14 protein-coding genes and 1 other annotated feature are annotated in these 12,789 nt (G+C 31.8%); all 14 genes read left to right on the forward strand.

Features of this window, described 5'->3' with window-relative positions; genetic code table 11:
* Nucleotides 1–692: 4Fe-4S dicluster domain-containing protein (locus tag V7Q02_RS05715; RefSeq protein ID WP_333860044.1), on the forward strand; the 692-nt coding region annotated here is incomplete at its 5' end.
* 17 nt (nt 693–709) lie between these two features.
* Entirely contained in the window at nt 710–1,258 is a 549-nt protein-coding gene (locus V7Q02_RS05720; RefSeq protein WP_333860045.1) for a BMC domain-containing protein, read from the forward strand.
* A gap of 189 nt (nt 1,259–1,447) precedes the next feature.
* A complete protein-coding gene (locus tag V7Q02_RS05725) occupies nt 1,448–1,885 on the forward strand; it encodes an ACT domain-containing protein (protein WP_333860046.1) in 438 nt (145 codons plus the stop codon).
* Between the two features lie 75 nt (nt 1,886–1,960).
* Nucleotides 1,961–2,247, forward strand: a binding site (T-box leader).
* Between the two features lie 78 nt (nt 2,248–2,325).
* Nucleotides 2,326–3,567, forward strand: coding sequence for a homoserine dehydrogenase (locus V7Q02_RS05730; RefSeq protein WP_333860048.1), 1,242 nt, complete (start codon nt 2,326–2,328; stop codon nt 3,565–3,567).
* Nucleotides 3,568–3,597: 30 nt separating this feature from the next.
* Nucleotides 3,598–4,500, forward strand: coding sequence for a homoserine kinase (gene thrB, locus V7Q02_RS05735; RefSeq protein WP_333860050.1), 903 nt, complete (start codon nt 3,598–3,600; stop codon nt 4,498–4,500).
* Between the two features lie 152 nt (nt 4,501–4,652).
* Nucleotides 4,653–5,165 carry a GNAT family N-acetyltransferase gene (locus V7Q02_RS05740; protein ID WP_333860051.1) on the forward strand — a complete coding sequence of 171 codons (513 nt, stop codon included), beginning with the start codon at nt 4,653–4,655 and terminating at the stop codon, nt 5,163–5,165.
* A gap of 57 nt (nt 5,166–5,222) precedes the next feature.
* The gene (locus tag V7Q02_RS05745; protein WP_333860052.1) at nt 5,223–5,909 is read left to right on the forward strand and encodes an SPOR domain-containing protein; all 687 of its coding nucleotides are present in this window, start codon (nt 5,223–5,225) and stop codon (nt 5,907–5,909) included.
* Between the two features lie 182 nt (nt 5,910–6,091).
* Nucleotides 6,092–6,352: a DUF4321 domain-containing protein gene (locus V7Q02_RS05750; RefSeq protein ID WP_333860053.1), complete on the forward strand. Its 261-nt coding sequence runs from the start codon at nt 6,092–6,094 to the stop codon at nt 6,350–6,352.
* A gap of 11 nt (nt 6,353–6,363) precedes the next feature.
* Nucleotides 6,364–6,942 carry a Maf-like protein gene (locus tag V7Q02_RS05755; RefSeq protein WP_333860054.1) on the forward strand — a complete coding sequence of 193 codons (579 nt, stop codon included), beginning with the start codon at nt 6,364–6,366 and terminating at the stop codon, nt 6,940–6,942.
* Nucleotides 6,943–6,956: 14 nt separating this feature from the next.
* Nucleotides 6,957–7,643 (forward strand): RadC family protein, encoded by a 687-nt coding sequence (gene radC / locus V7Q02_RS05760; RefSeq protein WP_333860055.1) that lies wholly within the window; start codon nt 6,957–6,959, stop codon nt 7,641–7,643.
* 22 nt (nt 7,644–7,665) lie between these two features.
* A complete protein-coding gene (locus V7Q02_RS05765) occupies nt 7,666–8,676 on the forward strand; it encodes a rod shape-determining protein (RefSeq protein WP_333860056.1) in 1,011 nt (336 codons plus the stop codon).
* Nucleotides 8,677–8,692: 16 nt separating this feature from the next.
* The gene (gene mreC, locus V7Q02_RS05770) at nt 8,693–9,553 is read left to right on the forward strand and encodes a rod shape-determining protein MreC (protein WP_333860057.1); all 861 of its coding nucleotides are present in this window, start codon (nt 8,693–8,695) and stop codon (nt 9,551–9,553) included.
* Between the two features lie 10 nt (nt 9,554–9,563).
* Nucleotides 9,564–10,055: a rod shape-determining protein MreD gene (gene mreD, locus V7Q02_RS05775; RefSeq protein ID WP_333860058.1), complete on the forward strand. Its 492-nt coding sequence runs from the start codon at nt 9,564–9,566 to the stop codon at nt 10,053–10,055.
* A 42-nt stretch (nt 10,056–10,097) separates the two neighbouring features.
* A complete protein-coding gene (locus V7Q02_RS05780) occupies nt 10,098–12,779 on the forward strand; it encodes a penicillin-binding transpeptidase domain-containing protein (RefSeq protein WP_333860059.1) in 2,682 nt (893 codons plus the stop codon).
* The last annotated feature ends 10 nt before the right edge of the window (nt 12,780–12,789 follow it).

Genomic DNA, 12,789 nt, shown 5'->3' on the forward strand with positions numbered 1-12,789 from the left:
AGGAAGCAGCAAACACATTTATTACAAAAACAAACGGAGGAATTATAGTAATTCCGAAGGATCATTATGTAGCTGAAAGAGAAAGACTTACTATAGAACAGATGATAAACAGAGCTAAATCAGCCTGTGAACAATGCCGTTCTTGTACAGAGTTATGTCCTAGATATCAAATTGGACATCCACTGCACCCACACAAAATAATGAGAACTATGGCATTAGGGAAAACCGATGAAGAAGTTCTTAAGGAAGCAATAATATGCTGCCAATGTGGAATATGTGAAATGTATGCATGTCCAAATGGGTTATCTCCAAGACGTATAAATGGATATGTTAAAGCACAAATGGGAGCAAAAGGTATAAAATGGAAGAATGAAACAGACGTATTTACAGGGGATCCGCAGAGAGAATACAGAAAAGTTCCTACAGGTATGCTTATAACAAGACTTGGAATGAATAAGTATAAGGGACAACCATATAAAGAAAATGAAGAGTTAGTACCAGCACAGGTAAGTATACCATTGAAGCAGGGTATAGGTGCACCGTCTACAGCAGTTGTAAAAGTAGGAGATGTGGTTAAAAAAGGACAGATGATAGGGGCAATAGACGAAGGAAAAATGGGAACAAATGTACATGCCAGCATCGATGGAACTGTTGTTGAAGTAAATGAAAATGTAGTCATAAAAGCTATTTAAGGGTTGAGGTGATAACCATGATAAGAACTATAGGAATGATAGAATTAAACAGTATAGCAAGAGGAATAAAGACAGCAGATGCCATGATAAAGGCAGCAGAAGTTGAATTACTGTTAGCAAAAACTATTTGTCCTGGTAAATACATTGTAATGATTACAGGAAATGTAGGAGCTGTTACAGCTTCAATAGAGGCAGCAGTGAGCATAGGAGGAAAACATGTAGTAGACAAGTTGTTGCTTCCAAATGTTCATGAACAGGTAATTCCTGCAGTAAATGAGGCTACAGGTGTTGTAAAATTAAAGGATTTAGGAGTTATGGAATTCTTTAGTGTGGCAACAGGAATTGTTGCAGCAGATGCGGCAGCTAAAGCGTCAGATGTACAGCTTATAGAAGTTAGATTAGGAATGGGAATGGGCGGAAAATCTTTTGTAACTTTAACAGGAGATGTAAGTGCAGTTAAGAATGCAGTAGAAGCAGGAGTTAATGTTTCACTTGAAACTGGAATGCTTGTAAACAGTGAAGTTATATCTGGACCAAATAGAGATTTATTGCCACATTTGTTATAATGGACAAAAATTAAAACAGAGAATATTTTATATAAATTCCAGTAGGATGAATCATTCATTTTACTGGAATTTAATTTTGCAGTAATTTTTTTTATAAAGTTATTGAATATTTTTTTTATATGTGGTAATATAATTCATATATTCAATTGGAAAACACATGTCTTTCAATTGCGGACAAGGTGTGAAGCTATGAAAAATAAATTTCTTATAATTGATACTAGCATACTTCCTGATGTATTTGACAAAGTGGTAAAGGTAAAAGAACTTTTAAGAATCGGTTATGTGAAGGATATATCAGAAGGAGTAAAGCAAGTAGGCATAAGCAGAAGTACTTATTATAAATATAAAGATTCAGTGTTTACTTTGTCTGAAGGCATAGCAGGGCATAAGATAACTCTGGGACTGACTTTAGCCCACAAGGCAGGTACGTTGTCAAAAATACTTGATAATATAGCTCAGAAAAAAGGAAATATCCTCACTATAAATCAAGATATACCTATCAATAATGCGGCTAATGTATCCATAACCCTTGATGCTTCTCAGCTAGAGGTTGAGATTAACGAACTTATGGAGGAGATAAGAACTTTAAAAAGTGTAATAAAGGTAACTTTAGTTGCAGTGGAATGAAAGATATGTTTAGTGATGTTTATGTGTGGTTATCTTAAATGCTTTTAATGATTTAACTGTGTGTAATTATATATAAATAAAACTATGAAAAGGAAGAGTAAATAATAAACTGCTTTAAAGAGAGAGGAATTCTAAAGCTGAAATATTCCTTAAGAAAGAATTATTGAAGACCACCTTGGAGTTGTATACTGAAATTTTTATTAGGTATTTCCGCAAATCTGCGTTATAGATATAGAGATAACAGTGTGAAATTATAATTAATATAAAGTTATTTGTTGTTGCACATAATTTGGTGTATGTGGGTAATTTTATTAGATATTACTGTTAAGTTGGGTGGAATCGCGATAAAACTCGTCCCATAGGGGAAGAGTTTTTTATTTCGTACCCGGGGAACTAATTCATTTGTTTAAAGGTGTTAAATAAAAAGGAGGGCAATAAATATGGCTAATATAGCAATGCTGGGATATGGTGTAGTGGGTAGTGGTGTAGCAGAACTTATACTTAGGAACAAAGATAAATTTAAAGATGAATTAAATGAAGAACTGGTATTGTCAAAAATTTTAGTTAGAAATATTAAAAAATATTTAGATAATGAAAATAAAGAACTTTTGACAGAAAATGTAGATGATATTTTTAAAGAAAAAGTGGACATTATAGTTGAAGCTATGGGGGGCCTTAATCCGTCCTATGAATATGTAAAAAGGGCTTTAAGTATGAAAAAACATGTGGTTACAGCCAATAAAGATTTAATTGCTGAATATGGTTATGAACTTTTACAGATAGCAAAGAAAAATGGAGTTACTATTCATTTTGAAGCTAGTGTAGGAGGAGGAATACCTATACTTAAGTCAATAAATGAATGTCTTGTAGGAAATGAAATAAAAAGCATAAAATCCATATTAAATGGCACTACTAATTTTATATTATCTAAAATGAACCATAATGGCATGAGCTATACAGAAGCACTTAACCTTGCACAAAAATTGGGCTTTGCAGAATCCAATCCAGAATCAGATGTTAAGGGATATGATGCAGCTAGAAAACTTTCAATTTTGTCCACTATTGCTTATAATAGAAGAGTAGATTGGAAAGACATAAATATAGAGGGAATTACAGAAATTGATGAATATGATTTTAAATATGCCAAGATGGAGAAATGCAGTATAAAATTAATGGGAATTAGTAAGTTAGAAAGTAAGCATATATATGCTACAGTTATGCCAGTTATGGTAAAGGAAGATTCTGTTCTTGGAAAAATTGAGGACGAGTATAATGCCATTTTGGTAGAGGGAGATGCTGTGGGAGATGTTATGTTTTCAGGAAAAGGTGCAGGAATGTTTCCTACTGCCAGTGCTGTATTTGCAGATATAGCAGATATAGTTAAACAAAAGAGAAATAAATGTATTACTTTTAGCAGTGAAAAGGCAGATATAGATAAAAGTTGGGATCTTAAAGGAAAGTGGTTTCTTAGAGTAAAAACACAAAATAGAATAAAAATTATACAGGGTATATCTTCAAGTTTTAAGAGTTGTTATATTTTATCTAGTACTTTTTCTGGAAATAAAGAAGAAGTAGTGGCTTTTGTAAATGCGGATAATGAGGTCTGTGTAGATAATTATATTGAAAAAGTGAAATCAAGGGGAGAAGCCTGTGATGTTAAAAAGTTGCTAGTTTTGCATTAAAAAGTCTATCTAATTGGGAGGAAATTAAATATGGCTAAAGTGAAAGTTAGAATACCGGCTACCACTGCAAATATGGGACCGGGATTTGATACTTTGGGTATGGCTTTAAAATTATATAATGAAATTGAAGTAGAAGAAATAGAGGGAAAAACGCAAATATACAATAATGGTTTAGAATCTGAAGAGGATTTTAGAAATAATCTTATATATAAAAGCATAATAGAAACTCTGGATAAAGGAGAATATGCCTATAAAGGTTTTAAGATTGATGTAGTTAAATGTGATGTACCTATATCCAGGGGACTTGGAAGTAGTTCTGCTTGTATAGTTGGAGGCATAAAAATAGCAAATGAAATTATGGGGAATAAATTGAATTTGGAAGATATGATTGCCTTAGCTACTAAAATAGAGGGGCATCCAGATAATGTAGTACCTGCAATAGTAGGAGGGATGGTAGTATCTCTAAAGATGGGTGATGATATAAAATTTTCAAAAGTAGTATTGCCCAAACAGTTAAAGTTTGCAGCAATGATACCATCTTTTCAGGTGAATACGGCTCTTTCTAGAAAAGTTCTACCTAAATCCTATTTAAAAGAGGAATGCATATTTAACATATCAAGATGTTCTATGCTTATAAGCGCTCTTTATAACGGCGAATTTGATAAACTTAGAACGTGTTTTCAAGATAAAATTCATCAACCCTATAGAAAAAATTTAATAAAAAATTCTGATGATATTTTTCAAAAAGCAATGGAATTTGGCTCATTAGGAGAATTTATAAGTGGATCAGGTTCTACACTTATGGCTGTGTTAAACAAGGATGAGGATAAATTTGTTATATCCATGAAGAAGTACTTAAGAGGATTAGAAGATAAATGGGATATTGTTTTACTTGAACCGGATTTAGAAGGAGTTAAAGTTGTTGAGATTTAATATTATAATATAAGATATACCTCTTATTATCCTTTACTTTGCTTAATTTATAAAATATTTTATTTATGGTTTATTCAATATATTTGAAATAAAGGAATTTAATTATTTATGTAGAATTTAAAACTCATAGATGAATATAAAGAGGTGGAATTATGTTAGATGTTGAGATAAATTTTAAAGATATGAAAATCTCAGGTGTAGAAGAAAAAGATTTAATTGGAATACAAAAATGGATGGAAGCTAATAAGGTTTTTTTAAAGGAAGAATCTACCTTGGAAGAATTGAAAAATAGATTTCTGGAAAGTTACATAAGTGAGTGTGAATTCTTTTTTAAAATAGAAAAGAGTGAAAAGCTATCAGGTATTTTAAAAGGAAGAATTGAATTTAAAAAACAAAATGAACTGTGGATATGGTTCTTTTATTTGGATAATATATGTAATAATGAAGATTTACGTAGCGGCATAATAAATTATTTAATGAACTATTTTAATAGAAGATATGGAGTTGATACTTTCTTTGCGAGAGTAATTAAAGATGAAACAAATAATATAGTTTTTTGGAAAAATATAGGATTTAACCTTATAAGAATAGTAAAAAATTTTTACAATGTCAATGGAAAACATATAGATATGATGCTTATGAAAAAAGTTGGTGTGTCTCAGTAATATTTTTCTCTGCTCTGTAATAATAATATATAGGGATACTTGAGTAGGGGTGAAAATATGAGATACACAAGATATGATTTAAAGAAGGAAAATGGAGTTAAGTTTTTTATAGCAGTACTGTTAATGATATTTTTTCTTGCTTTTGTAATAGGCACTTTTGTATTTAAAGTAATTGTAAAAAATGCAGCTAGTTTTAGTTCAAATAATGTAAAAGTCTCTAATCCTAGTAACAAGTACATAAAGTTTGTAGCTGTTCAAGGTGGAATTTATAAGGATAAAAATAATGCAGATGCGCAAAAAAATTTATTATCTAGTTATGGAATACCCTTTTCTATAGTGGATTCGGATAAGACAAGAGTTTGTATAGGCGTTTATACTGATGAAAATGCAAAACAGATTATGGATTCTCTTAGAAAAAATAATGTAGATAATACAAAAATAGTATTTAATGTATATCAAAATGATTTGTATAATGTAGAATTAATAGAAATAATAAATGCAAATCTCAAGATATTAAATAAATTGTCAGAAAGTGATGTAAAATCTATAAAAACAGATGAGTTAAAGAAATGGTGTGCTTCTTTAAAAGATGTAAAGGGTAGTAATAACGATAGTAAATTAATTTTAAAAGAAATAAAAGAATATATAAATAAACTTCCAGAGGAAATTGAAAAAAAAGATGGTGAACAAAATTATATTTACATATTTAATATATTAAAAAAAATAAGTGAAGGCTCTAGTTAATTAATTAAATATTGCTCATGAATAAATTTTAAGGCAAATGGCAAGTATAGGAATTTATTGCTAATACTTGTCATTCTTATATATAATTTAAAAAATTTTTTTAACAATAATATATTTACTTGTTTATGGTTTTATTAAATGATAAACTATATAAGATATATTGTTAAGGTAGGGGATTTTATATGAAAGGGGCCGGAAAAAGTAAAAGTTTTATATGGTTTTTTATATTTCTAGGAGCTATATGTGGCAGTCTTATAGGAGATGCTATTGGGAATAATTTTAGTTTTTTAAATTTTTTTAAAAATTTTTATTCAATAGGAATGACAGAACCAATCGTATTAAATCTCAAAGTTATGGTGCTGACTTTAGGCATAAATTTCAGTATAAATATTATGACTATAATAGGTATAATCATAGCAGTAATATTGTATAGAAAATATTAGGAAGTGATGACGTGAAAATTATATTGGCTTCAGCTTCTAGTAGAAGGAAACAACTTTTAAGTAGATTAATAGAAAAATTCGAAGTGGTTACAAGTAATTTTAATGAAAATTCTGTGGTGTTTCAGGGAAAATGTGAATCCTATGTTATGGAACTGGCTGAAGGTAAGGCAAAAGATGTATGTGGAAAGTTAACTGATAAAAGTCCCATAGTTATAGGATGTGATACTGCAGTGTTTTTCAAAGGAAAAGTAATGGGAAAACCAAGAAATATACAAGAAGCATTTTATATGCTGAAGACATTAAGTGGAAATGAACATCAGGTATATTCAGGGGTGGCCATAATAGATAATACTCTGCATAGAACAGTTAGGGATTTTGTCTGTACCACTGTAAGATTTTCTAAAATAGATGATAAGCGTATAAGAGATTATTTACAAAAAGGAGAATATAAGGATAAAGCAGGAGCTTATGCTATTCAAGGTTATGGGGGGGTTTTTGTAAAAGAAATTTATGGATGTTATTATAATGTAGTAGGATTACCTTTAAATAAGTTGTATAATATGTTAAGTGGGATGGGGGTAAATTTATAGCAGGGAGACTAGAAATGAAAAATAATTTAAAGATTATGGATTTACCCAAAAATGAAAGGCCCAGGGAGAGATTGTTTAGATATGGATCGGAAGCTTTATCTAATTCAGAGCTTTTGGCGGTAATACTTGGAACTGGTATTAAAGGCGAGAATATAGTATCTTTAAGTAATAGAATAATAAAGGATAACGGGGGATTAAAAGGAATTTTTAATTCCGATTTAGAAGATTTTTTAAGTATCTCAGGGGTAGGAAAAGCTAAAGCAGCTAAAATAATTGCTATGGCAGAACTATCAAAGAGATTTAGGTCCTACAAAGATGGAGATGACTATAGGATAAGTAGTCCTAAAGATGCTGCAGTGCTTGTTATGGAAGAAATGAAAGGTATGCGGCAGGAACACCTTAAGGTTATTCTCTTGAATACAAAAAATATGGTTCTGGGAATTAAAAATATATTTATTGGAACCTTAAATTCATCCATAGTGCATCCAAGAGAAATATTTTTTTATGCAATAAAAAAGAATAGTGCTTTCATTATTCTGTGTCATAATCATCCTTCAGGAGATCCATCTCCCAGCGGTGAAGATGTAAACGTAACTTTAAGATTGAAAAAGTGTGGTGAGCTTTTAGGAATACAATTAGTTGATCATTTAATAATAGGAAATGGGATATTTGTAAGTTTAAAAGAAAGAGGAATTTTTTGAGATTGAAAGGAGAAATATAAAAATGGGCTTTTTTGGAATGTCTAGAGATATGGGAATTGATTTGGGAACAGCCAATACACTTATATATGTTAAAGGAAAAGGAATAGTACTTAGGGAGCCTTCTGTAGTGGCTATAAATAAAGATGTAAAAAAAGTAATGGCCATAGGTAACGAGGCAAAGGATATGATAGGGAGAACTCCAGGTAATATAGTAGCTATAAGACCATTAAAGGATGGAGTTATTGCTGATTTTGATATAACTCATACTATGCTTAGAAAATTTATAGAGAAGGTAAGTCCTAAATCGGCATTTACAAGTCCAAGGATATTTGTGTGTTTTCCCTCTGGAGTTACTGAGGTGGAAAAAAGGGCAATAGAAGAGGCAACAAAGCATGCAGGAGCTAGGGATGTACTCCTTATGGAAGAACCTATGGCAGCTGCAATAGGAGCTGGATTGCCAGTGCATGAACCCACAGGGAGTATGATTGTAGATATAGGTGGAGGAACTACAGAGGTCGCTGTGGTATCCCTTGGAGGAATTGTTACAAGTAAGTCACTTAGAATTGCTGGAGATGAATTGGATCAAGCTATAATAAATTACATAAAGAAAGAATATAATCTGATGATAGGTGAGAGAACAGCAGAAAATGTAAAAATTCAGCTGGGATCTGCATATGACATGGGAGAAGAAAATTCCATGGAAATAAGAGGAAGAGACTTGATATCGGGATTACCTAAAGTTATAAATATAACTGAAAGTGAAGTTAGGGATGCTTTAAGAGAACCAATAGTATCAATAATTGATTCCATAAAGACAACTCTTGAAAAAACACCACCAGAGCTTGCATCAGATATAATGGATAAGGGAATCATGCTGGCAGGTGGAGGAGCAATGCTTAAAGGATTAGATCAGTTAATAAATATAGAAACACATATGCCAGTACATATAGCTGAATCACCTCTTGATTGTGTTGCTCTGGGTACAGGAAAGGCATTAGATACTATTGATAAAATAGTAGCTAGTAGAAAATAATTATGAGTGATGTATTATGCGATTTTTGAAAGATAAACTTGTAATAACTATAATAGTACTCTCGATTATTTTTTTAGTATTAATTTCTGTTAGTTTCAAGAGTAATGGTAATTCAGTTATAAGAAATGGTGTAGGTATTACTTTTAATTCCCTACAGGGAGGATTATATAAAATCAATAGTAAAATAAAAGATTCCATAAGTTTTATTTTGAATTTTTCTGATGTTAAAAAAGAAAATGAAGAGCTTAAGGAAAAAAATAGTTCCCTGGAAAATAAGCTTGTGGAATATAATGCTTTAAAGGATGAAAATTCAAATTTAAGAAAAGAACTGGGTTTTAAAAGCGAAAGGGAGGAATACAATTATATAGGCTGTGACATAATAGGAAAAAGCAGTAGTGGAATGTTGGATCAAGTTGCCATAAATAGGGGAAGTAACGATGGCATAGAAAAACAAATGATAGCTGTTACTACAGAGGGTTTGGTAGGCCAGGTTGTATATGTAGAAAAAAATTGGGCTATAGTTCAATGCTTAACCAATGAAAATATGGCAGTGGGAGGAACTGTTAACAAAACAGGAGATGAAAGCGGAGCAATAAATAGCGGTATTGTAAAAGGATATAAAAGTGATGATAGCAAGTTTTTAGCTAAGCTTTATTATCTTCCACAGGAATCTACTGTAAAAAAGGGAGATTCTGTATTGACTTCAGGAATTGACAATTCCTATCCTAGTGGAATTAGGATTGGAACTATAGTAGATGTAGAAACGGATAAAGGAAAAGTAATGAAAAATGCCCTAATAAAGCCTTATGTGAACTTTGATAAAATTCAACAGTTGCTTATAGTAATCCCTAAAAATAAAATAGATATAAAATACTAGGGTGATGAAAATGAAAAAAATATTAGTATTAAGTGTTTTGTCTGTAGTGTTTTTCATATTAGACAATGTATTAATGCCTTTTTTTGCTGTAAAAACTTTTTATCCAAGTCTTCTTTTCATTTTTATAATCTGTTATTCTATTGTAAATGGAAAGTGGGAAGGATTATGGCTTGGAGTATTTGTAGGACTATTACAGGATGTATACTTTTCCCAGGGGTTTGGAATTAATGCATTTACAAATATGATAATATGTGTCACAGCAGGAGTCATAGGAGATAATATATTCAAGGAAAAAAGGTTTATTCCAGTTATTTCATGTTTTTTGTTAGCTTTATTTAAGGGTATTTTAGTATTTGGACTGTTATATTTGTATGGTATATATGTAAATATAAGCAGAGTATTTTTTATAAGTGTTTATGATATGATATTATGTATTTTTATGTATAGACCTATATATAACCTTTGTAATAAAGAGTATATGCAGATTAAGTGGAAATTTTAAAAATGAAATATGGCACTATTTTATAGTTGGAGGGAATATCTTATGAAAAATAAGAAGCACCATAATATTACAAGATATACCATGGTTATAGTAATTATGTCAATTCTTTTTGTAACCATGGCTATGAGACTTTTTTTCCTCCAGGTGGTGCAGGGTAAGGAATATAAGGAACAGTCAAATAATAAATCTATAAGAGAGATACCTGATACTGCTCCACGAGGAGATATTTTAGACAGCAAGGGTAATAAGCTGGCTAGAAGTGTTCAAGGGTATGTACTTGTATATAACCAGCCTGACGAAGATGAGGATACAGATGAAAGTAATAATACATTCTTTACTACTATGGACAAAGTATTTAAAATATTGGACGAAAATAAAGTAAATCAGCAGGATGATTTTGAACTTAAGGTGAATCCTTTTAAATTTGAATTTAGAAGTGATGATAAGAATACTCGAGATGCTTTAGAGATAAAGTTTAAAAGAGATAGAGGGCTGAATGAAGCCATAGAGAAAAAAATTAAAAGTAAAGATGAAGATATTTCAGATGATGATTTAAAAAATCAGGTTAATAAAGAACTTTTAAAAATATCCGCAGAAGATACCTTTAATGCACTTTTGAAAGAATATAAAATTCCAAGTGGATATTCCAAGGAAGAGCAAAGAAGATTTATGATTATAAGAGACACTTTAAAGATGCAGAGTTTTTCAGGGTATAAACCTGTAACAATAGCAAGTAATATAAGTAAAGACATTGCTTTCAAGTTTTTACAGATGTTAAATGAGCTTCCTAATATAGATGTAAGCACTCAACCTATAAGATCCTATCCAAATGGAGAACTTGGTTCTGCTTTTTTAGGATACATATCAAAAATAGCCTCCAATTATGAAAAATATAAAGACAAGGGCTATGATATAAGCAGCGATTATGTGGGTCAGGCTGGAATTGAAGCGGCTTTTGAAGACAGGTTAAAGGGTTCAAAAGGCGGCAAGATAGTGAAACTTAATAAAAATGGAAGAGTACTTGAAGAACTTGGCAGCAGGGACTCCTACCCGGGGCAGACTATACAGCTTACTATAGACAAGGATGTGCAGGCAGCAGCAGAAAAGGCACTGGATGAGAGAATGGCAGAATTAAGAAAGAATCCCTATGGTCAAAGGAGATCAGATACCACTAATGCAACCAGAGGTGCAGCAGTGGTGATTAATGTGAATACAGGGGCTATAATAGCACTGGCCAGTAGACCAGGATATGATCCAAATGATTTTGCAACTCCTGGGAAACTTTCAACAGAAGCATATAACCAATATTTTAATCCTGATTTAGAGAAATTTGGGAGAGAGTATATAAGGGCAAGAAATATTACATCTAATTATCCCGGAAAAACTGAGGATGAAGTATTAAATATACTTTTTCCTATTGATAAAAGTATAAAAAATAATACTACCATAAGACAGGATGTATATGATATATATGCAAAACCTTTTTATAATTATGCTACTCAGTCTCTAATACCTCCAGGATCTACCTTTAAACCCATGACTGCCATTGCAGGATTGGAAAGCGGTGTTATAACACCTGATTTCAGTTATTATGATAACGGTACTTATAATCAGGGGGGAAGACTTGTAAACTTTGAATTGGATGGAGCCAATGGACTGGTAAACCTTACAACTGCCATACAAAAGTCCAGTAACCCTTATTTTATGGAGGTGGCCAGGCTTTTTAGAAATGCTTTTGGAGATAATACCCTGGCTAAATATGCCTGGAAATTTGGACTCGGAGTACCTACAAATAGCGAGGTAAAGCCTGCTACTGGCATAGAGATTCCGGAAAAATTTGGACAGGTGTATAATACTCAGTCCAATGAAAATACTTATGCCAATACCTATCTTTGGAAGATTATGTCATTGCTTAAAAGTGGAGTAGATGATAAGGAAAATAGTATAGTTAAAATAGATTTATACGATAATGATAGTGATTCTGATAAGGTTAAATCATTGAAAAAGGAAATAAAAACTTTAATACAAAGTTCCATAAAAGGCGGCAACAGTTCCTTTGATAAAGATAAATATAAACAATTGTTTTCACAACTGACGGTGGAAGATCCAAATAACAAAAAGTATGTTAGCGATAAAGAAATGAACAGTTTAATTGAGGCTATATATTACACCGCTGTTTCAGATGCCAATGCCCAGCTTAATGTACCAGCTAATGTAGAAAATGCTGCTATAGGCCAGGGGTTAAATCAATTTACTCCCCTCCAGATGGCAAATTATATTGCAACCCTAGCAAATGGAGGAACCAGATACAAATTGCACTTGGTAGATAAATTTTTGGATTCTGATGGAAATGTTATTGAACAAGTGAAACCGGAAGTCCTTGAAAACACAGAGGTGAAAGCCGAAAATATAGAAGCGGTTAAAGCAGGAATGGAGGCAGTTAATGAAAAAGGTACTGCATCCCAGGCTTTTGCAAATTTCCCTATAAAAACTGCAGGAAAGACAGGTACTGCAAGTTTAGGCAATCAGGATGAGATTGGAAGAACTGACTATGCGGAATATGTAGGCTATGCACCTATGGATAACCCTGAAATAGCTGTATGTGTAGTGGTATTTGACGGAGGTATGGGAGCTGGTTCTGCTTATATTGCAAGGGATATTTATTCTGCATATTTTAATTTGAATCAGGAAAATAGTAAAGAAAATTCGGTTTCTGGTGAATAATAGTAATGAT

It is taken from the genome of Clostridium sp. (genome assembly GCF_036781005.1).
Classification (GTDB): domain Bacteria; phylum Bacillota; class Clostridia; order Clostridiales; family Clostridiaceae; genus Clostridium_B.

Coding starts and splice junctions, on each gene's coding strand:
- thrB (WP_333860050.1), top strand. CDS start 3,598: ATGGCTAAAGTGAAAGTTAGAATACCGGCTACCACTGCAAATATGGGA.
- V7Q02_RS05725 (WP_333860046.1), top strand. CDS start 1,448: ATGAAAAATAAATTTCTTATAATTGATACTAGCATACTTCCTGATGTA.
- V7Q02_RS05765 (WP_333860056.1), top strand. CDS start 7,666: ATGGGCTTTTTTGGAATGTCTAGAGATATGGGAATTGATTTGGGAACA.
- V7Q02_RS05780 (WP_333860059.1), top strand. CDS start 10,098: ATGAAAAATAAGAAGCACCATAATATTACAAGATATACCATGGTTATA.
- V7Q02_RS05730 (WP_333860048.1), top strand. CDS start 2,326: ATGGCTAATATAGCAATGCTGGGATATGGTGTAGTGGGTAGTGGTGTA.
- V7Q02_RS05740 (WP_333860051.1), top strand. CDS start 4,653: ATGTTAGATGTTGAGATAAATTTTAAAGATATGAAAATCTCAGGTGTA.
- V7Q02_RS05750 (WP_333860053.1), top strand. CDS start 6,092: ATGAAAGGGGCCGGAAAAAGTAAAAGTTTTATATGGTTTTTTATATTT.
- mreC (WP_333860057.1), top strand. CDS start 8,693: ATGCGATTTTTGAAAGATAAACTTGTAATAACTATAATAGTACTCTCG.
- mreD (WP_333860058.1), top strand. CDS start 9,564: ATGAAAAAAATATTAGTATTAAGTGTTTTGTCTGTAGTGTTTTTCATA.
- radC (WP_333860055.1), top strand. CDS start 6,957: ATGAAAAATAATTTAAAGATTATGGATTTACCCAAAAATGAAAGGCCC.
- V7Q02_RS05720 (WP_333860045.1), top strand. CDS start 710: ATGATAAGAACTATAGGAATGATAGAATTAAACAGTATAGCAAGAGGA.
- V7Q02_RS05745 (WP_333860052.1), top strand. CDS start 5,223: ATGAGATACACAAGATATGATTTAAAGAAGGAAAATGGAGTTAAGTTT.